This is a genomic window from Uliginosibacterium aquaticum (assembly GCF_012972705.2).
Lineage (GTDB): Bacteria > Pseudomonadota > Gammaproteobacteria > Burkholderiales > Rhodocyclaceae > Uliginosibacterium > Uliginosibacterium aquaticum.
This window is the reverse complement of the sequence record NZ_JABCSC020000003.1, coordinates 794,259-814,162: the sequence shown is the minus strand read 5'-3', so window position 1 is coordinate 814,162 and position 19,904 is coordinate 794,259. Positions and strand designations below refer to the sequence as shown.

At 62.9% G+C, this 19,904-nt stretch carries 22 protein-coding genes and 1 tRNA gene; 13 read left to right on the top strand and 10 right to left on the bottom strand.

Annotated features, from left to right (window positions below):
• Positions 1 to 439: 439 nt before the first annotated feature.
• The 5 genes from erpA to rpsP form a co-directional block, all read right to left on the bottom strand.
• A complete protein-coding gene (gene erpA / locus HJ583_RS15190) occupies positions 440 to 793 on the bottom strand; it encodes an iron-sulfur cluster insertion protein ErpA (RefSeq protein ID WP_101943408.1) in 354 nt (117 codons plus the stop codon).
• A gap of 136 nt (positions 794 to 929) precedes the next feature.
• On the bottom strand, positions 930 to 1,295 hold the full coding sequence (gene rplS / locus HJ583_RS15185) for a 50S ribosomal protein L19 (RefSeq protein WP_101943407.1): 366 nt from the start codon (positions 1,293 to 1,295) through the stop codon (positions 930 to 932).
• A gap of 79 nt (positions 1,296 to 1,374) precedes the next feature.
• Positions 1,375 to 2,172, bottom strand: coding sequence for a tRNA (guanosine(37)-N1)-methyltransferase TrmD (trmD, locus tag HJ583_RS15180; RefSeq protein WP_408058206.1), 798 nt, complete (start codon positions 2,170 to 2,172; stop codon positions 1,375 to 1,377).
• Positions 2,166 to 2,675, bottom strand: a complete 510-nt coding sequence (gene rimM / locus HJ583_RS15175; RefSeq protein ID WP_170022667.1) for a ribosome maturation factor RimM — start codon at positions 2,673 to 2,675, stop codon at positions 2,166 to 2,168. The genes trmD and rimM overlap by 7 nt, the downstream gene beginning before the upstream one ends.
• Positions 2,676 to 2,689: 14 nt before the next feature.
• Positions 2,690 to 2,941 (bottom strand): 30S ribosomal protein S16, encoded by a 252-nt coding sequence (gene rpsP / locus HJ583_RS15170; protein WP_101943404.1) that lies wholly within the window; start codon positions 2,939 to 2,941, stop codon positions 2,690 to 2,692.
• Here rpsP and HJ583_RS15165 point away from each other — a divergent pair.
• Positions 2,940 to 3,179, top strand: coding sequence for a hypothetical protein (locus HJ583_RS15165; RefSeq protein WP_170022666.1), 240 nt, complete (start codon positions 2,940 to 2,942; stop codon positions 3,177 to 3,179). The genes rpsP and HJ583_RS15165 overlap by 2 nt on opposite strands.
• A gap of 289 nt (positions 3,180 to 3,468) precedes the next feature.
• Here HJ583_RS15165 and HJ583_RS15160 read toward each other — a convergent pair.
• A tRNA-Met gene (locus HJ583_RS15160) sits at positions 3,469 to 3,545 on the bottom strand.
• Between the two features lie 200 nt (positions 3,546 to 3,745).
• Here HJ583_RS15160 and HJ583_RS15155 point away from each other — a divergent pair.
• The 11 genes from HJ583_RS15155 (at position 3,746) to HJ583_RS15105 (ending at position 15,780) form a co-directional block, all read left to right on the top strand.
• Positions 3,746 to 4,099, top strand: a complete 354-nt coding sequence (locus HJ583_RS15155; RefSeq protein ID WP_170022665.1) for a hypothetical protein — start codon at positions 3,746 to 3,748, stop codon at positions 4,097 to 4,099.
• Positions 4,100 to 4,130: 31 nt separating this feature from the next.
• Positions 4,131 to 5,465 (top strand): tRNA (N6-isopentenyl adenosine(37)-C2)-methylthiotransferase MiaB, encoded by a 1,335-nt coding sequence (gene miaB, locus HJ583_RS15150; protein WP_170022664.1) that lies wholly within the window; start codon positions 4,131 to 4,133, stop codon positions 5,463 to 5,465.
• Positions 5,466 to 5,589: 124 nt separating this feature from the next.
• The gene (locus HJ583_RS15145; RefSeq protein WP_170022663.1) at positions 5,590 to 8,175 is read left to right on the top strand and encodes a zinc-dependent metalloprotease; all 2,586 of its coding nucleotides are present in this window, start codon (positions 5,590 to 5,592) and stop codon (positions 8,173 to 8,175) included.
• 90 nt (positions 8,176 to 8,265) lie between these two features.
• On the top strand, positions 8,266 to 9,066 hold the full coding sequence (locus HJ583_RS15140) for an amino acid ABC transporter substrate-binding protein (RefSeq protein WP_170022662.1): 801 nt from the start codon (positions 8,266 to 8,268) through the stop codon (positions 9,064 to 9,066).
• Between the two features lie 69 nt (positions 9,067 to 9,135).
• A complete protein-coding gene (locus tag HJ583_RS15135) occupies positions 9,136 to 9,789 on the top strand; it encodes an amino acid ABC transporter permease (RefSeq protein WP_101943399.1) in 654 nt (217 codons plus the stop codon).
• Positions 9,790 to 9,793: 4 nt separating this feature from the next.
• On the top strand, positions 9,794 to 10,546 hold the full coding sequence (locus HJ583_RS15130; RefSeq protein WP_170022661.1) for an amino acid ABC transporter ATP-binding protein: 753 nt from the start codon (positions 9,794 to 9,796) through the stop codon (positions 10,544 to 10,546).
• A 21-nt stretch (positions 10,547 to 10,567) separates the two neighbouring features.
• Positions 10,568 to 11,584: a PhoH family protein gene (locus HJ583_RS15125; protein ID WP_170022660.1), complete on the top strand. Its 1,017-nt coding sequence runs from the start codon at positions 10,568 to 10,570 to the stop codon at positions 11,582 to 11,584.
• Positions 11,581 to 12,276 carry an N-acetylmuramate alpha-1-phosphate uridylyltransferase MurU gene (gene murU, locus HJ583_RS15120; protein WP_101943396.1) on the top strand — a complete coding sequence of 232 codons (696 nt, stop codon included), beginning with the start codon at positions 11,581 to 11,583 and terminating at the stop codon, positions 12,274 to 12,276. Before HJ583_RS15125 ends, murU begins: the two co-directional genes overlap by 4 nt.
• Positions 12,277 to 12,318: 42 nt before the next feature.
• Complete coding sequence (gene pepP / locus HJ583_RS15115) at positions 12,319 to 13,644, top strand: Xaa-Pro aminopeptidase (RefSeq protein WP_170022659.1); 1,326 nt, start codon at positions 12,319 to 12,321, stop codon at positions 13,642 to 13,644.
• Positions 13,644 to 14,771 (top strand): FAD-dependent oxidoreductase, encoded by a 1,128-nt coding sequence (locus tag HJ583_RS15110; protein WP_170022658.1) that lies wholly within the window; start codon positions 13,644 to 13,646, stop codon positions 14,769 to 14,771. The genes pepP and HJ583_RS15110 overlap by 1 nt, the downstream gene beginning before the upstream one ends.
• A gap of 139 nt (positions 14,772 to 14,910) precedes the next feature.
• On the top strand, positions 14,911 to 15,780 hold the full coding sequence (locus HJ583_RS15105; RefSeq protein ID WP_170022657.1) for a LysR family transcriptional regulator: 870 nt from the start codon (positions 14,911 to 14,913) through the stop codon (positions 15,778 to 15,780).
• 19 nt (positions 15,781 to 15,799) lie between these two features.
• Here the strand turns inward: HJ583_RS15105 and HJ583_RS15100 are convergent, their stop codons facing one another.
• The 3 genes from HJ583_RS15100 to HJ583_RS15090 all read right to left on the bottom strand — a co-directional run bounded on the left by HJ583_RS15100 (position 15,800) and on the right by HJ583_RS15090 (position 17,863).
• Positions 15,800 to 16,192 (bottom strand): nuclear transport factor 2 family protein, encoded by a 393-nt coding sequence (locus HJ583_RS15100; protein WP_101943392.1) that lies wholly within the window; start codon positions 16,190 to 16,192, stop codon positions 15,800 to 15,802.
• 14 nt (positions 16,193 to 16,206) lie between these two features.
• Positions 16,207 to 16,902 (bottom strand): DsbA family protein, encoded by a 696-nt coding sequence (locus HJ583_RS15095; RefSeq protein WP_170022656.1) that lies wholly within the window; start codon positions 16,900 to 16,902, stop codon positions 16,207 to 16,209.
• A gap of 70 nt (positions 16,903 to 16,972) precedes the next feature.
• The gene (locus HJ583_RS15090) at positions 16,973 to 17,863 is read right to left on the bottom strand and encodes an MBL fold metallo-hydrolase (protein ID WP_170022655.1); all 891 of its coding nucleotides are present in this window, start codon (positions 17,861 to 17,863) and stop codon (positions 16,973 to 16,975) included.
• 103 nt (positions 17,864 to 17,966) lie between these two features.
• Here HJ583_RS15090 and HJ583_RS15085 point away from each other — a divergent pair, with 103 nt between their 5' ends.
• Positions 17,967 to 18,875 carry a LysR family transcriptional regulator gene (locus tag HJ583_RS15085; protein WP_170022654.1) on the top strand — a complete coding sequence of 303 codons (909 nt, stop codon included), beginning with the start codon at positions 17,967 to 17,969 and terminating at the stop codon, positions 18,873 to 18,875.
• Positions 18,876 to 18,897: 22 nt separating this feature from the next.
• Here the strand turns inward: HJ583_RS15085 and HJ583_RS15080 are convergent, their stop codons facing one another.
• Positions 18,898 to 19,827 carry a VTT domain-containing protein gene (locus tag HJ583_RS15080; protein ID WP_170022653.1) on the bottom strand — a complete coding sequence of 310 codons (930 nt, stop codon included), beginning with the start codon at positions 19,825 to 19,827 and terminating at the stop codon, positions 18,898 to 18,900.
• Between the last annotated feature and the right edge of the window lie 77 nt (positions 19,828 to 19,904).

Genomic DNA, 19,904 nt, shown 5'->3' with positions numbered 1-19,904 from the left:
TCCGAAGACAGCCACTCTGACCAAGTACCCACACCTATCGGTTGTTCTATTTTTTAAAGAGCATCCCGTTTCCGGGCTTTTGCATTCTTTGCTACGCTTCTTACTGCGCTGCATCGTTTGCGAGAGGGGCGCATTTTACACCCTTCAAACAGCCTGTCAAGCAATTTTGAGAAATTCTTTAGAACCGCTCAAACCAGAACCTGACTGCCGAACCTGCTTCAAACCTAGGTCTGAAGCGCCTTCCGGCCTTCTTGCTGTTTCGCTTTCGCGTCATCAGCAGAGAAGCGAGATTATGGGGACTGAACCCGAGTACGTCAACAGCTTTGTCGCTTTTAAGCAAAGAAACTGCCCTCTCCCACCTGACCCCGCCGCCAAACCCCACAAACCCCTAAACAAAAGGCCGCTTACGCGGCCTTTTGTTTGCTCGAGCAGCAGTTGCTTACACAGAGAACGAGGACCCGCAACCACAAGTTGTTGTTGCGTTCGGGTTGCGGATCACGAATTGCGAGCCTTCGAGTCCGTCCGTGTAGTCAATCTCAGCCCCCACCAAGTACTGATAGCTCATGGAGTCGATTAAAAGGGTGACGCCATTTTTTTGAAGCTGGGTATCGTCTTCGTTCACCTCTTCGTCAAAGGTGAAGCCGTACTGGAAGCCGGAGCAACCGCCGCCAGAGACAAACACGCGTAGCTTGAGCTCGGCGTTGCCCTCTTCGTCGATAAGTTCCTTGACCTTGTTGGCTGCACTGTCAGTAAAGACCAGCAGCTCTGGCATTTCAGCGGTAGTGGTGTTCATGTTCTCTCCTGCAGGGAAGCACGGGTTGGTGCTCATATAGTGCCATTGGACCCGATCTGCGCCAACAGGTTCTGGTCCGCACAGCAAAACGCCCCGCACAAGGCGGGGCGTCTAGCAAAACATTTGAAGCAAAAGCTCAGGCCTTCTTGAGCTCCAGCTTTTCCTTGATGCGAGCCGATTTGCCCGAACGGCTGCGCAGATAGTAGAGCTTGGCGCGACGCACATCGCCACGACGCTTCACTTCAATGCTGGCCACCAACGGGGAGTAGGACTGGAAGGTACGCTCCACACCTTCGCCCGAAGAGATCTTGCGAACGATGAAGGACGAGTTCAGGCCGCGGTTACGCTTGGCAATCACGACACCCTCATACGCCTGCAGACGCTCACGGTTACCTTCCTTCACCTTGACCTGAACGATCACGGTATCGCCAGGAGCGAATTCTGGAATGGTTTTGCCGAGACGGGCAATTTCTTCTTGCTCGAGTTGCTGGATCAGATTCATGCGTATCTCCATTTTCAACAATCACGGTCCGCTTCGGACCCTTCACGCAGAGCAGGTCGCCACCTGATACGTGCCTTGGTTATTCGCTCCGGCAAACCGGAGCACTACTTTCCTGCTTGAATTCCTCAAGCAGCAAATTTTCTTCGCGACTCAACTCTCTACCTTCCAACATATCCGGTCGTTTGCGCCGGGTCAAACCCAGGGCCTGCTTCAAGCGCCAGCGTTTGATGTGCGCATGATTGCCAGACATCAGTACCGATGGCACCAAAACGCCGCGATAGTTATCAGGGCGCGTGTAGTGCGGGCAATCCAGCAACCCAGCAACAAAGGAGTCTTCCGTTGCCGAATCCGCATCATTTAAAGCGCCCGGCAATAGCCTGATGATGGCGTCCATCAACAACATTGCCGGCAATTCACCGCCGGAAACCACAAAATCCCCGACGGAGATCTCCTCATCCACTTCAGCATCAATCAAACGCTGATCAATGCCCTCATAACGCCCGCAAAGCAGGATCAATCCCGGTTCCTGCGCAAGTCGAACCACCCCGGCATGATCCAATGGACGGCCTTGCGGCGAGAGGTAAACCACCCTCCCCGCAACACCAAGCACTTCCTTCTGCACTGCTTTTGCCGCAGAGATAGCCTTACTCAAAGGCTCAGCCAGCATCACCATGCCCGGCCCACCTCCGTACGGGCGATCATCGACCGTACGATGCGGATCCACCGTGAAATCACGGGGATTCCAGCACTGCGACTGCCACAAGCCCCGATCAACCGCTCGCCGGGACACTCCGAAATCGCGAACCGCTGCGAACATTTCGGGAAAAATCGTTACTACATCAAAACGCCGCAAGCCAGCAGAAACCTGACTCACCAGTCAGCCTCCCAGTCGACGCTAATCAGGCCGGCTGCCAGATTCACATCCAACACATAGGCACCGACAAAAGGAATCAGTCGCTCTGTTTCGCCGTCAGCAATTTCCAGAACGTCGTGAGCGCCTGTCTCGATAAGCCCTCGCACCACGCCTAGCGGCACGCCGGCCTTACCTGTCACGCGCAACCCGATCAGGTCAGCCCAGTAATACTCATCCTTGCCTGGCTTCGGCAAAGCCTCCCGGGGCGCAGCGAGAAACCAGCCATCGATAGCCTCGGCGGCTGTTCTATCTGCAACTCCCTCCAGCGCCACGACAATCAGCTTGCCATGGGGCCGCAGACCGCTCGAAACAACCGGGCGCCAGTCTTCCGCTTTTGCGGAATCCGGATCAGGGCCGATCCACCACTGCGGCATACGCCGCCATGACATCGGATCATCACCAAGCGGCTGAACCTTCAGCCAGCCATGAATGCCGAAAGGGGCGACAATGCGCCCCATCACGATCATGGCTTGTCGATCAATCAGGCAGCTGCCTTGGCAGACTGCTTGACCAGACGAGCAACGGTGGGCGACAACTGGGCACCCTGTTGCTGCCAGTAAGCCAGACGTTCCACATTCACCGACAGGCCTTGTTCGGCGCCGGAAGCCACGGGGTTGTAGTAACCCACGCGCTCGATGAAACGACCATCGCGACGATTGCGGGAATCGGTCGCAACGATGTTGAAGAACGGGCGCTTCTTGGCGCCGCCACGTGCAAGACGGATAACAACCATGGTTCAGTATCCTGAAAAATCCGGTAGCGAATTACCGAAAACCGGCAATCATATAGCTACCGAACAGGCAGATCAATACCTTCCGCCCCGAACAACCGGAACGAAAGACGGAAAAAAACTGGTGCCGCTTGTCTGGATTGAACAGACGACCTACCGCTTACCGTACCACTTCGTCTTTCGACGCCACCCGAAGGCGTTCGTGGTCTGGACTATCCCTTCACCCTGGCTTTCGCTTTAGGCGCTGCCCGTCTAGTCTCTACACCTTCCCCGTCTTACGGGGCTTGGCTCGGGATTGGCACGCTCTTGCGAACAAAGCTTTCCCCGAATTTGAGCAGTTCTACTCCCAAGGTTTCCCAAGGGGCACTCATGTCAATTTTAAGGCGGTTGCTCTACCACTGAGCTAAAGCGGCACTACCAAACAACAAAACAACCAGTTGGACTTCAGCACCCGACCCTCAAGCGGCCCGGAAGACTACGCCCAAAAACACAAAGCCCGGCCTTTCGGCCAGGCTAAGCATTTGATTCGCTGGTGGTGATGGGCGGAGTCGAACCGCCGACCTATGGGTTATGAATCCATCGCTCTAACCATCTGAGCTACATCACCCCCGAAAGAGCCGGCGATTATAGCGAGGGTTGCGGAGCTTTGCAATGCCCTGAATGCAGGCAAATCGGAGGAGCTGCCTGCACGCGCGCCGTCAAAGCATCGTCAATTCATGCACTTGGGCGGGGCTGGATTGACTTTGAGAGGGTGATGACTGACCATGCGACCCTTCCCGCAACCAGCCTTGAAACCTCGTGCGCGCCATGAAATCTCTCCTGAAATTCGTGTTGTGTCTGATGCTTACGGGTTCTGCCATGGCCCAAACCGATCCGGTACGCCCCATTCCGGACGATGCACTGAAGGCTGAGATGCAGGTGATCGGGGAGCGCCAACTGAAGCTCAACAACCTGAGCGTTCGACTCTCGGTCGGCGGAGTGATCGTCAATCAAAACAATCTGGTTGTGCTGACCCAGTCGTTGGGCAGTTCGACTTATGTCGTTCGTGTGAAATTCAACGCGCAAGGTGAAGCCCAGAAGGTCTGGATCCTGACGGCGGCCGAAGACGCGGTTGCCGCGCCCAAGCTGAAGTCGGACACTCCCTGGTGGAAGCTGTTCTGAGCCTTGCCCCAACCTGCAGTGAAGTGACCTGATGAAGAAGCTGTACATCCGCACCTTCGGGTGCCAGATGAACGAGTACGACTCGGACAAGATGGCCGACGTACTCGCCGCCGGTGAAGAACTGGTCAAGACCGACAATCCCGAAGAAGCCGACGTAATCCTCTTCAACACCTGTTCGGTGCGCGAAAAAGCCCAGGAGAAGGTGTTCCACGACCTGGGTCGGGTCAAGCACCTCAAACAATCGAATCCCAAGCTGATCATCGGCGTAGGGGGCTGCGTGGCCTCTCAGGAAGGCGAGGCGATCATTTCGCGCGCACCTTATGTGGACGTGGTCTTCGGTCCGCAGACCCTGCACCGCTTGCCCGAGCTGATCGAGGCGCGCCGCGAGTCCGGCAAGTCGCAGGTGGACATCAGCTTCCCTGAGAACGAGAAGTTCGATGCCCTGCCGCCCGCCCGAGTCGAGGGCGCCTCGGCTTTCGTATCGATCATGGAAGGCTGCTCGAAGTTCTGTACCTATTGCATCGTGCCTTACACGCGCGGCGACGAGATCTATCGTCCGCTCGGCGATGTGCTGGCCGAAATCGCCGGACTGACGGAGCAAGGGGTAAAGGAAATTACCCTGCTCGGGCAGAACGTGAATGCCTGGCGCGCCCCCGTGGAACCGGGTTCGGAAGAAATGGCGGACTTTGCCTTCTTGCTCGAATGCGTGCATGAAATTCCAGGCGTGGAGCGCATCCGCTACACCACCTCGCACCCGCGCGAGATGACCCAACGCGTGTTCGACGCCTATGCGCGTCTGCCCAAGCTCGTATCGCACCTGCATCTGCCGGTACAGGCCGGTTCGGATCGCGTACTGGCAGCCATGAAACGCGGCTACACCATCCTCGAATATAAATCGGTGGTGAGGAAACTCCGCGCAGCACGGCCGGACCTCTCGCTATCGACCGACTTCATCGTCGGCTTCCCCGGCGAAACCGAGGCCGATTTCGAAGCCACCATGAAGCTGATCGACGAGATCGGCTTCGATGCTTCCTTCAGCTTCATCTTCAGCCGCCGCCCCGGCACGCCGGCAGCCGAGATGCACGACGACACGCCGCAGGAATTGAAGCTCGCACGGCTGTCGCGCCTGCAAAAGCGTATCGACGAGCTGGCCAGTGAGGTCAGCGCCAGTATGGTCGGCACGACCCAGCGCGTACTGGTGGAAGGCCGCTCAAAGAAAGATCCGGGCGAACTTGCCGCGCGTACCGACAACAACCGCGTCGTGAACTTCAAGGGCAACCCTCGCCAGATCGGCCATTTCATCAATGTGAAGATCACCGCGGCGCTGCCGCATTCGCTGCGCGGCGAGGTGGAGATTGCGGAATAAGCGGTCTGAACAACTGAAACTGGCGTCACTCGGTGTCGCGCTCGCAGCCCTTGCTGCCTGCGCGGCAGCACCCGAGCAAGCTGTCAGCAGCGGCGCCACGCCCAAAAAAACAACAGCCAAAACCGTGGCGGTCCCCTTGGCGCCGGCCTCTGCACCCATCGCGACCGCCCCCCCCGGGTCAAACGGCAGTGCCAGCAGCGCGGCCAGCAAGCTCCCGTCTTACGCAGAGCTCATCAAGGACTTCACCCGCCTGCCCGGCTGGCTGAACATTTACAAGAAGGACGAGCGCTACCTCCTGGAACTCAAGGAGAGCGACTTCGCCCAGCCTTTCTTCTTCACCACCCAGCGCAGCCGTGGCATCGGTGAGCGCTGGTTGTGGAGCGGCATGATGCTGGAGTCCGGCGTCGGCAAGTTCGTGCGCCTGTCGGACCGGGTTCAGTGGATCGAACGCAACACGGGCTTCGTCGCCAGCAGCAAACCAATGCAGTTCGCGGTGGCAGACGCCTATTCGGACAGCCTGCGTGGCGGCGCAGCCATTCTCAGCCAGCCCCACCCTAGCAGCCGCGCCATTCTGGTTGACCTCAACGCCCTGCTGCTGACCGACTTTTCAGCCAGCGTGGCCCAGCTGCAAAGCACCTACCGCCAGCCCTACCAGTTCGATCGGGCCAACAGCCTGATCCAGCAGGTGCGCAGCAACAGCGAGGAAACTGTGGTCGAGTTGCTGAGCCACTACGCCGCCGCCTCGCTGGCAGTGCCGACCCCCGGCCAGGCGGTTCAGCCCTCCACGCCGGGCACCCTGCCCGATGCACGCAGCATGTTCCTCGGCTTTGCCGTGAGCTTCTCACCGCTGCCCACCGAAATGGCAGGCCGCCCAGCCGACGCACGCGTAGGTTACTTCCGCAGCCAGCGCTACAACTACGATCGCAGCCTTGCTCCCCATCCACGCGAATACCTGATCAAACGCTGGCGGCTAGAGAAGAAGGATCCGGCGGCCCCCTTGTCCGAGCCCGTCAAGCCAATCACCTACTGGCTGGATCGCAATATCCCCGAGCAATACCGCGACACCGTGCGCGAGGCCATCCTCAGCTGGAACACCGCTTTCGAGCGTGCCGGCTTCAAGGATGCTATCCGCGTCGAGCAGCAGGCTGACGACGCCCCCTGGCGCAGCGCCTCCCGCCAGCACGCCACCGTGCAATGGCTGCTCGGCACCGATGCCAGCGCCTCGGTTGGTCCATCGCTGGTCGATCCGCGCAGTGGCGAAATCCTCGATGCAGATATCGTGATCAGTGACTTCCGCCCACGCGGTGCGCGTCAGGCCGCGCTCTATGACTTCCCGCGCAAAGCGCACGCCCACGAGCACGACGAACCCTGCGACTTTGCAGAAGCGAGCTTCGCCGACCTCGCCCAGGCCCTCGAACTGGCCGCCGCACGCGGCGAAATAGAGCCGGACGGCCCTGAAGCAGAAGCCCTCGCCAAGGACGTACTGCGCTGGGTGGTGATGCATGAAGTCGGCCACACCCTGGGACTCACCCACAACTTCCGAGCCTCCTCGGCTTACACCCTGGCCCAGCTGCGCGACCCGGCCTTCGTGGAACGGAACGGTCTGGCCGCCTCGGTGATGGACTACACCCCGCTCAACCAGTACCCCGCCAGCGCAGGCAAGGTCGCTCTGACCCAGAAAACGCTGGGCCCTTACGACCTGTGGGCCATCGAGTACGGCTACACCCCACTACCACGCGAGGAAGAACGCGCCCAATTGCGCAAGATTGCCGGGCGCGCCGAAAACGATCCGCTGCTGAGCTACGGCGACGATTTCGACGCTGGCAGTTTTGACGGCAACGTGCTCTCCGCCGGCATCGATCCGGCAGTCGCCCGCTACGACCTGGGCAATGATCCGGTTGCCTGGTTCCGCCTGCGCCTGCAGCTCGCCCGCGAATTGTGGGATGCATTGGCCAAACGCCCCCCTTCCGGTCGCGAAGAGGACGCCCGGGAAACACGCGCGGCAGTCAATAGCAGCCTCAGCCAGCTTGGCATGGCCGCCAGCAATGCGGCACGCAACATCGGCGGCGTCAGCATCAGCCGCCACACTTCACCGGCCCGGCGTGACGTGTTTACGCCACTGCCCGCCTCGGTCCAGCGCGCAACACTTGCGGCCCTCTCTCAAGGGCTGTTCCAGCCCGCCAGCTTCCAGATCGAGCCAACCTTGCTGCGCCGCCTCGCGCCGGACTTTTTCGAGCCGCTCAGCCCGGAGCCGCAACCCGGCATCGGCGCCAGCGTACTGCGCCAGCAAAGCACGGTACTGGACCTGCTGTTCTCGGATCGCGTCAGCCAGCGCCTGCTCGAAGCCGAGCTGCTGGTCAGCGATCGCTTCAGCCTGGCAGAGCTGCACGCCACGCTGCGCCAGGACATCTGGCAGGAACTCAGAGCCGGCACCGACATCCCGCAGCAGCGCCGCGCCCTGCAGCGGGCTCACCTGAGCCGGCTGAGCAACCTGATCCTGCGCGGCAGCAGTGCCAGCAGTGGTGCGACAGGCACCGCGCCCGCCGATGTGCGCGCCCTGGCCCGCCACGAAGCCAGCGCGCTGCAGCTGGCCTTACGCACGGCCCTGCCGCAGGGCGGGCGCAGCGTGGAAGCACGCGCACATTTGCAGGAGTCGCTCGCCACGCTGGATGAGGCCTTGCGCGCACCGCTGCTGCGCACGCAGCCGTAACGCTACGGCTTGCCCGGCGCGAGCCGCAGGTAGACAATCGCGGCTTCGCCCCGTGCGGGCCCGTACTGAATTTTCCGGAGTCTTCCGAACATGAAGAAACTGACCACGCTTGTCGCTGCCGCCCTCACCACCAGCCTGTTGCTCGGCGCCTGTGGCAAGAAGGAAGAAACCCAGGCCACCGCCGAAGCCTCGGCGCCGGTGGCTGCCACCAAGATCGTCGTGGGTCTCGATGATCACTTCCCGCCGATGGGCTTCCGCGATGAGAAGAACGAACTCGTCGGCTTCGACATCGATATGGCCAAGGAAGCCGCCAAGCGCTTGGGCATGGAAGTGGAATTCAAGCCCATCGACTGGAGCGCCAAGGAAGCCGAACTCAATGGCAAGCGTATCGATGTGCTGTGGAACGGCCTCACCATCACCGAAGAGCGCCGCGCCAACATCGGCTTCACCGCGCCCTACCTCGAAAACCACCAGATCGTGATCGTGGCGGCCAACTCGCCGATCAAGACCAAGGCCGAACTGGCCGGCAAGATCGTCGGCGTGCAGGAAGGCTCGTCCGCAGTGGATGCCGTGAACAAAGATCCGGCTGGCAAGACGCTGAAGGAGCTCAAGCAGTTCGGCGACAACGTCACCGCACTGATGGACCTCTCCGCTGGCCGACTGGACGCCATCGTGGTCGACGAAGTGGTGGGCCGTTACTACGCCGCCAAGAAGCCTGCCGACTATGTGGTGCTGGCCGACAACTTCGGCACCGAGGAATACGGCGTGGGCGTGCGCAAGGACGACAGCGAACTGCTAGGCAAGCTGGACAAGGCCATGGCTGACATGAAGGCCGATGGCTCGGCGGCGAAGATCTCCGAGCAGTGGTTCGGCAAGAACATCGTCAAGTAAGCATTGCTGCCTCCCGCACCACCCGCACAGCCGGCCCCACGGGGCCGGCTGTGTTTTGAAGATTGAACAATGGATTACATACTCAGGATTCTTCCCCAGCTCATCGACGGCGCGGGCATCACGATCCAGGTTTTCCTGATCACCCTCGTCCTCGCAGTGCCGCTGGGCCTCGCCCTCGCGCTGGGGCGCATCTCGCGCTGGCCCGCCGTGTCGGTCGCCGTGAATGGCTACATCTGGCTCATGCGCGGCACACCGCTGATGCTGCAGATGCTCTTCATCTACTTCGCCCTGCCCTTCGTGCCGGGCATCGGCATCCGCCTGCCGGACTTCCCGGCCGCCATCGTGGCATTCGTGCTCAACTACGCGGCCTACTTCGCCGAGATCTTCCGCGCCGGCATCCAGTCCATCGACCGCGGCCAGTACGAGGGCGCCAAGGTGCTGGGCCTCACCTATGCCCAGACCATGCGCCGCATCGTGCTGCCGCAGATGATCCGCCGCATCCTGCCGCCGGTGTCGAATGAAACCATCACCCTGGTGAAGGACACCTCGCTGATCTACGTGCTGGCCATGAACGACCTCTTGCGCGCCGCGCGCGGCATCGTGCAGCGCGATTTCACCACCTCGCCCTTCGTGGTCGCCGCCGCCTTCTACCTGCTCATGACCCTGCTCCTGACCTGGGGCTTCCAGTACCTCGAGAAACGCTACGCAGCCCATGACGAATAAGCCCATGATCAAGGCCAGCGGCCTGCACAAACGCTTCGGCCACAACGAAGTGCTCAAGGGCGTTTCGCTCGAAATGAGCAAGGGCGAAGTCATCGCCGTGATCGGCCCGTCGGGCTCCGGCAAGAGCACCTTCCTGCGCTGTCTGAACCATCTGGAGACCATCGACGCCGGGCGCATCGAGATCGAAGGCGATGTGCTGGCCGACACCGACGCCGGCGGCCAGGCCCGCTACGCACCGGAAGCCGAAGTGCGCCGCATCTGCCGGCGCATGGGCATGGTCTTCCAGCACTTCAACCTGTTCCCGCACATGACCGTGCTGCAGAACATCATCGAAGCGCCGATCACCGTGAAAGGCATGAGTCGCGACGCGATCATTCCCAAAGCCGAAGCCCTGCTCGCCAAGGTCGGCCTCTCAGCCAAGCGCGACGCCTACCCAGCGCGCCTCTCCGGCGGTCAGAAGCAACGCGTGGCGATTGCCCGGGCGCTCGCCATGGAGCCGGACATCATGCTCTTCGACGAACCCACCTCGGCACTCGACCCGGAGCTCACCGGCGAAGTGCTGCGCACCATGCGCCAGCTCGCCGAGGAGCACATGACCATGCTGGTGGTGACCCACGAGATGGGCTTTGCGCGCGAAGTCGCCAATCGGGTGATCTTCATGGACCAGGGCGAAATCGTCGAGGAACGCCCGGCGGCCGAGTTCTTCGCCAGCCCGGCGCATCCCCGCAGCCGCGCATTTCTCGATAACATGCTCTGATCCAGCATCCGGAATCGCTTCGTGGTCACTCCCGTCAGCAAGCCCGCTCCCGCCTCCCGGCCGCGCCGCCTCGAACTCCAGCTGGCCCCGCCAGACAACGCCCGGCTCGCCAACCTGTGCGGCGCGCTGGACGAAAACCTGCGTCAGATCGAAGCGGCCTACGATGTGGCCATCGCGCGTCGTGGCGAGCTGCTGACCCTGCACGGCGAGAGCGCTCAGATCAATATCGCCCGCAACGCTCTGCAAGCCTTCTACCGGCGTGCCGACCAGCACCTCACGGTGGAAGATATCCAGCTTGGCCTGATCGAATTCGCCAAGCGCGATGACACCAGCCCCGCCGCGCCCACCCTGCTCACCCGCCGCAGCGATCTGCACGGCCGCACCCCGCGCCAGAACGAATACCTGCGCGCCATCCAGAGTCACGACATCACCTTCGGCCTCGGCCCGGCCGGCACCGGCAAGACCTACCTGGCCGTGGCCTGCGCGGTGGACGCCTTCGAGCGCGAGCAGGTGCAGCGCATCATCCTGACCCGCCCGGCTGTGGAAGCCGGTGAGCGTCTGGGCTTCCTGCCCGGCGACCTCGCGCAGAAAGTCGATCCCTATCTGCGCCCGCTCTACGACGCGCTCTACGATCTGATGGGCTTCGAGCGCGTAGCCAAGATGTTCGAGCGCCAGTGCATCGAGATCGCCCCGCTGGCCTTCATGCGCGGCCGTACCCTCAGCAATGCCTTCATCATTCTGGATGAGGCGCAGAACACCACGCCGGAACAGATGAAGATGTTCCTTACACGCATCGGCATCGGCTCGCGCGCCGTCGTCACTGGAGATCTGACCCAGATCGATCTGCCGCGCGGCCACAAGAGCGGCCTTCTCGACGCAGTGAAGACCCTCGGCGAAGTGCGCGGCATTGCCTACACTCATTTCACCAAGGAAGACGTGGTGCGTCACCCATTGGTAGCCCGCATCGTGGATGCCTACGAACGCGCCGCCGAAAAACGGGATGCCAGCCCGGATTCCACCTCACAGGCCCAGCCATGAAAGCCATGATCCTCGCTGCCGGACGCGGCGAACGCATGCGTCCGCTCACCGACAGCTGCCCCAAACCCCTCCTTTCGGTGGGAGGCAAATCCCTGATCGCGTGGCACATCGAGCGCCTCGCACGCGCCGGCATTCACGACATCGTGATCAACCACGCCCATCTCGGTCATCTGATTGAAGAAACGCTGGGCAGCGGCCGCGAATGGGGCGTGAATATCGATTACTCGCGCGAGGGCGAAGCGCTCGAAACTGCCGGAGGAATTGCCACCGCCCTGCCCCTGCTGGGCGACGTGCCCTTCCTGGTCGTGAATGGCGATGTGTATTGCGAACTCGATTACGCCACCTTCTGTGCCCGCGCACTGACCCGCATCACCCAAGGCCAGCACGCCCACCTTGCCCTGGTCGACAACCCACCGCAGCATCCGGACGGTGACTTCGTGCTCGACGCCAGTGGCCAGGTGCTGCGCGAAGGCGGCGCCCGCCTCACCTTCTCCGGCATCGGCCTCTATCGCAGCTCGCTGTTCGCCGCAACCGAGCCCGGCACCAAAGCCAAGCTGGCACCGCTGCTGTTCAAGGCCATCGATGCCGGACGCCTCTCCGGCGAACACTTCCACGGCCGCTGGGAAGACGTCGGCACCCCGCAACGCCTGATCGCGCTGGACGAGGAACTCAAGCGCCGGAGCGCTGCCTGATCTGAAAACACCCCAAGCCTCATCACAACAAGAAGATTGCCGATGAACTTCGATTTCGCCCCCTTCGCCGCCCGCCGCGCCCGCCTCGCCGACCAGATCCGCGCCTCCGGCGGTGGCATTGCCATCGTGCCCACCGCACCAGAGCGCTGCCGCAATCGCGACAGCGAGTACCCCTACCGGCACGACAGCTACTTCCACTACCTCAGCGGCTTCGGCGAACCCGAAGCCGTGCTGGTGCTGATCGCCACCGCAGAGGAAACCCGCAGCGTGCTGTTCTGCCGCGAGAAGAACGAAGAGCGCGAGATCTGGGATGGCTTCCGCTTCGGCCCCGAAGCCGCGCGCGAGCGCTTCGGCATGGATGCCACCCACCCGGTCAGCGAGCTGGCCAAACTCCTGCCCGAGCTGATCGGCAACCAGCCGGCGCTGTGGTACTCGCTGGGTCACGATGAAGAATGGGACCGCCGCATCACCGACGCCCTCAACAGCGTGCGTGCCGGCGCCCGCAACGGCATCAGCGTGCCGACCGAGATCTGCGACCTGCGCGTGCAGCTCGACGAAATGCGCCTCTTCAAGGATGCCAGCGAAATCGGCCTGATGCGCCGCGCAGCCGAAATCACCTCAGCCGCGCACCGCCGCGCCATGCGGGCCTGCCACCCGGGCATGATGGAATACGAGATCGAGGCCGAAATCCTGCACGAATTCCGCCGCAGCGGCAGCCAGTTCCCGGCCTACACCAGCATCGTCGCCGGTGGCCCGAATGCCTGCGTACTGCACTACAACGCCAACAACCAGCCGCTACGCGATGGCGAACTGCTGCTCATCGATGCCGGCTGCGAGTTCGACAGCTATGCCGCGGACATCACCCGCACCTTCCCGGTGAACGGCCGCTTCGAAGGCCCGCAACGCGACGTCTATGCGCTAGTGCTCGCGTCCCAGAAAGCGGCGATCGCCGAATGCCGGGCCGGCAAATACTTCAACGATCCGCACGACGTGGCCGTACGCATCCTTGCTCAGGGCATGCTGGATCTGAAGCTGCTCAGCGGCAGCCTCGACGAAGTACTCGAGACCAGCAGCTACCGCCGTTTCTACATGCACCGCACCAGTCACTGGCTGGGCATGGATGTACATGACTGCGGCGAATACAAGCAGCGCGGCCGCTGGCGCGACCTCGAGCCCGGCATGGTGCTGACCATCGAACCCGGCTGCTACATCCGCCCCGCCGACGACGTTCCCGAAGCCTTCTGGAACATTGGCGTACGCATCGAAGATGACGTGCTGATCACCGGCAATCATCCGGACGTATTAACCTCCGCCGCGCCCAAATGCATCAAGGATGTGGAAGCCTGCATGGCGGAGGCACTCGCCTGATGGCCCCACCGATTGCCATCATCGGTGCCGGCCCGCTCGGGCTGGCCACGGCGCTGGCCTTGTCGCGACGCGGGCAGGCGGTGGAGATTTTCGACGCCCGCAGCATCGCGGCCACCCAGCAGGACAATCGCACGCTAGCTCTCTCGCACAGCAGCCGTGAGCTGCTCGAGTTGCTCGGCGCCTGGCCGACGGCCCTGGCTACGCCGATCACCCACATCACCATCTCGCAACAAGGCGGCTTCGCGCGCAGCCAGCTCAGCGCCGCCGAACAGCGTCTGCCCGCGCTGGGCTACGTCCTCGGCGCCAGCACCCTGCACGCGGCCCTGCTCAGACAGGTGCAGGCCGCCGGCATCCCGCTGCATGAAGAAACCCGCCTCGACAGCAGCCAACCCGAGGCCGCTTGCATCGAACTGCAACTGCAGCACACCACCCGCCGGGCCCGCCTGCTGCTGCGCTGCGAAGGTTTCGTGCCGGAGCAGGAAGCCACCCGCATCCGCGACTACGATCAACACGCCCTGCTGTGCCGGGCCACCCCAGCCGCCCCTCATCAGAACCTGGCCCACGAGCGCTTCACCGCCCGCGGGCCGATCGCCCTGCTGCCCTTCGGACAGGATTACGCCGTGGTGTGGACCGTGCCGGCACAGGAAGCCGAGGGCCTGCTCACTGCCCCCGAGGCGGAATGGCTCGGCGCCTTGAACGGTGCACTGGGCGGCCTCGCCACCCTCAACTCGATCAGCGAGCGCGCCCACCATCCGCTGGGCCTGCGCATGCGCCGCGAGATCACTGCCGCGCGCTGCGTCTGGCTCGGCAACGCCGCCCAGACCCTGCACCCGGTGGCCGGCCAGGGCTTCAACCTCGCCCTGCGCGATGCCTGGGAACTCGCCGACACCCTCACCGGAGCCACCGACCCCGGCGCACCCGAATTACTCGCCCGCTATGCCGCCCGCCGCAAGCTCGACCGCGAAGGCGCCGCCGGCTTCACCGATCTACTGGTGCGCGGTTTCTCTACCCACAACCCGCTGATCGCTGGCCTGCGCGGCGCCGGCCTCACCGCGCTCGAAGCCCTGCCTCCCCTGCGCCACTTTGTGGCCAAACGCATGATTTACGGGGCACGGGCGTGGCCTTGAACTTCAGGGCTGAACGCTGAATGCGTCGCCACGTACGACACAGCTGTAGGGTGGAGTGAAACTCCACCAGATACGTTGACCAGGCTGGCGGAGTTGGCACTCCGCCCTACCGCCCTCCCGACTATCCACTCCCCATAAAATGAACCTACACCTCCTGCGCATCTTCGCCGCCGTCATCGAACAGAAGAGCTTCTCGCGCGCTGCCGAAGTGCAGGGCGTGAGCCAGCCAGCCGTATCGAAAGCCGTCCGTGAGCTGGAAGATCAGTTGCAGGTGGTGTTGCTGGAACGCGGCGGACGCTCGTTCAGGCCGTCGGAAGCTGGCCAGATGCTCTACAAGTACGCGCGTGGCATCTTCGCCATGGAGCGTGCTGCCATAGAGGCCGTGCAAGCCTATTCGGAGCTGGAGCGCGGCAGCCTCACCATCGGCGCCTCCACCACCATCGCGGCTTACTGGCTGCCGAAGTACATCGCCGGGTTCTCCAGCCAGCACCCCGGCGTGAGCCTGCGTCTGCTCTCCGGCAACACCAAGCAAGTCGCCCAGTGGCTGCTCGATTGCGATGTGGATGTGGCGCTGGTGGAGGGCCATATCGATGACGAGCGTCTCGAGATTCGCCCCTGGCGCCGCGAGCGCATGTTGATCGTGGCAGCCGCCAAGGCCTTCCCGGCCGGACGCAAGCAGCGCGCAACCGATCTCTCGTCCCAGCTCTGGCTTTTGCGCGAACCCGGCTCGGGCAGCCGCTCGGTCGTCGAACACGAGATGGAACGGCTCGGCATCCAGCCCGCGCGCACGCTGGAAGCCGGCAGCAACGAGATCATCGTGCAGATGGCTGCGGCAGGGCTCGGCCTGGGGCTGGTGCCGGAGCTGGCCGCGGCCGATGCGATTGCACTGGGCCGCGTGCAGGTCGTGGAACTTGTAGAAGGCGAAATCAGCCGCGAGCTCTTCCGTCTGCGCCTGCCGCGCCGCCCGGTGAGTCAGGGCGCACTGGCCTTTGAAGCCATGATCGGCTGAGGTCCAGGCTTCCGAGCCATCAGGTGTGCATGGCCCGCGCGACAAGCAAGGTATCGGTGAATTGCTCGAAGCGGACGATCTTTCCTTCGGAAAGGCGCCACACATGCGTCACCCGCGCCTGCATCGGCTTGCCGGTCTTGCGGTAGGTGCCGGAGTAAGTGCCGATGCCGACCAGTTGCTCACCACCATCGATGATCTGCTCCAGCGCGAAGCTGTAGCCTTCCCATTCACTGCCAAGCACGGCAAAGACATTGGCAATCACCTGATCGGGGCCGATCCAGGTGCCAGCGCAGGGGAAGCCGGCCATCTCGGTCCAGGCCACTTCAGGGGAAACATCCGCCATCATGGCGGCGAGATCCTGGCGTGCTGACGCAGCGTAGTGTTCGGTGACGATCTGCAGATTGGTTTTCATGTGTGTCTCCTGTTTCAGAGTGCGCAACCATCGGCATCGCAGCCAAAGGCCTTGCCTGCGGCAGGCGCGGTAGCGGAGTGAATCTGATTGCGCAGCCAGGCCAGAAAATCCTGCGGCCGCCCCAGATGGCTTGCAACCTCCAGGTTTGTGAAGACGCCCCCGGTTTCGAGCACGAAGCTGGGGAAGCCCTGAGCGCCGACCTTCGCCATGAAGGCCCGGGTCTGCTGGATATGTGCCTGCACGGCCTCACCCGACTGGCGATCCAGCGCCACAGCGAAGCTTTCCGCGTCCAGACCAAGGCTGGCGGCCACTTCGATCAGCACCGCACGATCTGCAATCCGCCGCCCTTCAACATAGTGGGCAATTTGCAGCTGGGCGAGCATGTCCAAGCCGCGGCCGGCAATCTCTTCGGCCGCCAGCATGGCCGCCGTTGGCGGCTCGGAGTCGAACACCGCCGCCGTGTCACGCAACAACCCATCGCGGTAGCCTTCGCCGAAGGGCTGCCCGCTCAGCTGGGCAATCCGGGCGTCATGCGGTTTGACGAAATCGCTTAGCTGCGCGGTGACAGGCTGGCGCCTGGCGCCGGTCATCATGCCGCCGCCGTGTGCAATCACGTGGAGGACTTCACGGGCAGCCTTCACCAGCGGAGCTGCGCCGTAGCACCAGCCGCACAAAGGATCGTAGATGTAATGCAGGGTCGTTGTAGACATGATGAGCGTCCTTTGAAAGTGCGAAGTTCCCGCGCCGCCATGAAGAGCGGCGCGGGAAGTCTTCAGCGGATTACCACTGCATTTCGCCCTTGTTGACCTTGGCGCCGATGTCCAGCGCGATGCCCAGGCCGGCTTGCGGGTAGGCCTTCCTCATGGCTTCGATCAGCTCGGCACCGCTCTTGGCCTTGGCCGCTTCCACATCAAATCGCTGCAGATAATCGCGGGTGTAGCGAATGGCGCTCACGTCCAGCGCGGTGCCGGCAGCCATGTGGCCCGGCACGACGGTAGCCGGCTTGAGCGCTTCGATCTCGTCGAGCTGGGCGAACCAGGCTTTGCGTTCGCTGGCCTTCTGGGTATCCGCCGTCCACACATGCAGATTGCCGAAAATCGCGATGTTGCCAGCGATGGTCTTGATCGACGGAATCCACACATAGGGGCGATGGGCCAGCTCACCCGTGGTACCGCGCACTTCGATGGTCTCGCCATCCACGCTCAGTCGGGTGCCCTGCAGTAGTTCCGGCACGATCGGCTTCTGCGGTGCATTGGCGCCCATCTTCGGTGCCCAGAACGCCACTTTGCCGGCCAGCTTGGCCTCGATTTTCTCGCGCACGGCCGGGGTGGTCAGCACCTGAGCGTTCGGAAAATAGGCCTTCAACACTTCGGCGCCGAAGTAGAAATCCGGGTCGGCGTTGCTGATGAAGATGGTCTTCAGCGTCTTGCCACTGTCGAGCACATTGGCCGCCACGCGCAGGGCGTCAGCGCGGGTGAAGCCGCTGTCGATCACGATCGCTTCAGTCTTGCCGCTCACCACCACGGCATTGACATGGAAGCTGTTGCCGTCGGCGTTATAGACCTTGACGCTGAGCGGTGCGGGCGTCTGCGCGCTCGCGCCGGTGGCGGCAACAACGCCGAGGGTCAGGGCGGGAAAAAGAATGCGGGCGATGCTGCGGGGCTGGAACATGGTGGATCTCCTTGGGTGGGTTTGCTGTGGAACGAACTTTAGTTTTTGCGATTCAGTTGATAAAGTCCGTATCAGTTGAATATTTATTGCGCGGATCGATGAAATGGATCGCCTGACAGCTGTGCGCGTCTTTGTGGAAGTGGCCGACCGGGGCAGCCTCACCCAGGCCGCTGAACATCTGGACATGTCGGCCGCGATGGTCAGCCGCTATCTCGCCGCAGTGGAAGACTGGTTCGACGCCCGCCTGCTGCACCGAACCACCCGCAAGGTCAGCCTCACCGATGCCGGCTTCGCCGCGCTGCCCACCTGCCGGCAGCTGCTTGAGCTCGCGGAAGAGGCGCAGCACCTCGCGGCGGAACGCAGCCGCGAGCCCGCCGGCGTGCTGCGCGTTACCAGCTCCGGCTCCTTTGCCGATGCCCAGCTCACGGCGGCGCTGGTCGACTTCCAGCGGCAATATGAGCAAGTGGAAATCGTGCTGTCGGTGGGCGACAAGGCGGCCGATCTGGTGGGCGAGCGGGTCGATCTGGCGGTGCGCATCACCAACACTCTGGATCCGGCGATGATTACGCGGCCACTGGCACGCTGCCGCTCGATGCTGTGCGCCTCACCGGACTACCTGAAAAAGCACGGCCTGCCACGTGTGGCAGAGGATTTGCGCCAGCACCGCTGCATTGCGCACGCTTTCGGTATCGGCAAGCAATACCGCTTCACGCAGGGCGGCGAGACGCTCACGGTGCCGGTGGACTGGAGCTTCCACACCAATGAAACCGCCGTGCTGCGGCGGGCCGTGCTTTCGGGCGCGGGCGTCGGCATGTTGCCCACCTACTACCTGGGGGATGAGCTGCGCTCAGGCCGCCTGGTGCACCTGCTGCCGGATCATGAACCGGAGGAGCTGGGTATCCATGCCATCTATCTCTCGCGCCAGCACCAGCCGCTGGCCTTGCGCCTGCTGGTGGATTTTCTGGCAGCGCGCTTTGCCGGCGAGCCGGCGCCCTGGGATCAAAGCCTTTAAGCGCGGGCAGGCATGGCGCGCCTCAGATCGCGCGTGAGGCTTGCGCGGCCAGCCATGCCTCATACCCGCCTTTAAGTGGCCGGGCGGAGAGATAGCCGGCATCCAGCAGTTGGCGCGCCGCATGCTTCGCGCTAGCGTCTTCCGGACACGCACACAGGGTCACAACAGGGCGATCCTTCGGCCACTCGCCGGCGTCGATCAGCAGCAATGCAAGCGTCGTCCGCCTCGCCCCTGGAATCTCTGTGGTTTCGGCCGCTATCGCCGCTCCGCGCAAGTCGAGCACCAGCGGCGCATCGTCCTCCGCCATGGCCGCGATCAACTCGTCGGCAGTGATATGGGGAAGTGCAGCGAGTTTGCGGAAGCGAAATTTCTGCCACAGCTTCCAGCCCAGCCAGCCGCCCAGCAAGACCAGCACCAGCACGAGTGCCGTGCGGGTGTGCGCTTCGAGCAAGGCGATGGCAGCTCTGACGGTGTCCTGCAAGAGCCAGCCCGCGCTCAGTGCCAGGCCCGCCCACAGCACTGCGCCAGCGCCCGCAGCCAGCAAGAACTTCAGTTGATTCATGCGCAAGGCACCGGCAATCGGCGGCGCCACCGTTGAAAAGCCGGGGATGAATTTGGCGAGCACCAGCGAGGGCAGGCCCCAGCGGATGAAGCGCGCTTCCGTTTCGCTGACACAGGAAGAAGGGTTGATCGAGAGCTTGCACAGGCCGGCCAACACCCGGTAGCCGAAGAGCTGACCCGACCAGTACCACAGCCAGTCAGCGATCACCGAGGCCACCAGCGCAGCCGCCAGCACCTGGCCCAGTGCGGAAGGCGTCGTGGCGAGGCTTCCCGCCAGCAACAGCGTCGGCACCGCCGGCACCGGCAGGCCGATCTGCTGCAGAAGAACATTGAGAAAAACAACCGTGACCGCATCCTGCTGCAGCGCACGGGTGATCTGTGCTATTTCCATGACCCACCCAATCAACGAATGTCGTGAGGCTGCTGACGACCCGTGCCGCTTCAAACCGGCACCATCACTCCCTGTGC

What these genes read in the sequence shown, in the direction of transcription:
- erpA (WP_101943408.1), bottom strand. Translation starts at nt 793, where the DNA reads ATGAACACCACTACCGCTGAAATGCCAGAGCTGCTGGTCTTTACTGAC.
- rplS (WP_101943407.1), bottom strand. Translation starts at nt 1,295, where the DNA reads ATGAATCTGATCCAGCAACTCGAGCAAGAAGAAATTGCCCGTCTCGGC.
- rimM (WP_170022667.1), bottom strand. Translation starts at nt 2,675, where the DNA reads ATGATCGTGATGGGGCGCATTGTCGCCCCTTTCGGCATTCATGGCTGG.
- HJ583_RS15165 (WP_170022666.1), top strand. Translation starts at nt 2,940, where the DNA reads ATGGTTCAGTATCCTGAAAAATCCGGTAGCGAATTACCGAAAACCGGC.
- rpsP (WP_101943404.1), bottom strand. Translation starts at nt 2,941, where the DNA reads ATGGTTGTTATCCGTCTTGCACGTGGCGGCGCCAAGAAGCGCCCGTTC.
- HJ583_RS15155 (WP_170022665.1), top strand. Translation starts at nt 3,746, where the DNA reads ATGAAATCTCTCCTGAAATTCGTGTTGTGTCTGATGCTTACGGGTTCT.
- miaB (WP_170022664.1), top strand. Translation starts at nt 4,131, where the DNA reads ATGAAGAAGCTGTACATCCGCACCTTCGGGTGCCAGATGAACGAGTAC.
- HJ583_RS15140 (WP_170022662.1), top strand. Translation starts at nt 8,266, where the DNA reads ATGAAGAAACTGACCACGCTTGTCGCTGCCGCCCTCACCACCAGCCTG.
- HJ583_RS15135 (WP_101943399.1), top strand. Translation starts at nt 9,136, where the DNA reads ATGGATTACATACTCAGGATTCTTCCCCAGCTCATCGACGGCGCGGGC.
- HJ583_RS15130 (WP_170022661.1), top strand. Translation starts at nt 9,794, where the DNA reads ATGATCAAGGCCAGCGGCCTGCACAAACGCTTCGGCCACAACGAAGTG.
- murU (WP_101943396.1), top strand. Translation starts at nt 11,581, where the DNA reads ATGAAAGCCATGATCCTCGCTGCCGGACGCGGCGAACGCATGCGTCCG.
- pepP (WP_170022659.1), top strand. Translation starts at nt 12,319, where the DNA reads ATGAACTTCGATTTCGCCCCCTTCGCCGCCCGCCGCGCCCGCCTCGCC.
- HJ583_RS15110 (WP_170022658.1), top strand. Translation starts at nt 13,644, where the DNA reads ATGGCCCCACCGATTGCCATCATCGGTGCCGGCCCGCTCGGGCTGGCC.
- HJ583_RS15105 (WP_170022657.1), top strand. Translation starts at nt 14,911, where the DNA reads ATGAACCTACACCTCCTGCGCATCTTCGCCGCCGTCATCGAACAGAAG.
- HJ583_RS15100 (WP_101943392.1), bottom strand. Translation starts at nt 16,192, where the DNA reads ATGAAAACCAATCTGCAGATCGTCACCGAACACTACGCTGCGTCAGCA.
- HJ583_RS15095 (WP_170022656.1), bottom strand. Translation starts at nt 16,902, where the DNA reads ATGTCTACAACGACCCTGCATTACATCTACGATCCTTTGTGCGGCTGG.
- HJ583_RS15090 (WP_170022655.1), bottom strand. Translation starts at nt 17,863, where the DNA reads ATGTTCCAGCCCCGCAGCATCGCCCGCATTCTTTTTCCCGCCCTGACC.
- HJ583_RS15085 (WP_170022654.1), top strand. Translation starts at nt 17,967, where the DNA reads ATGGATCGCCTGACAGCTGTGCGCGTCTTTGTGGAAGTGGCCGACCGG.
- HJ583_RS15080 (WP_170022653.1), bottom strand. Translation starts at nt 19,827, where the DNA reads ATGGAAATAGCACAGATCACCCGTGCGCTGCAGCAGGATGCGGTCACG.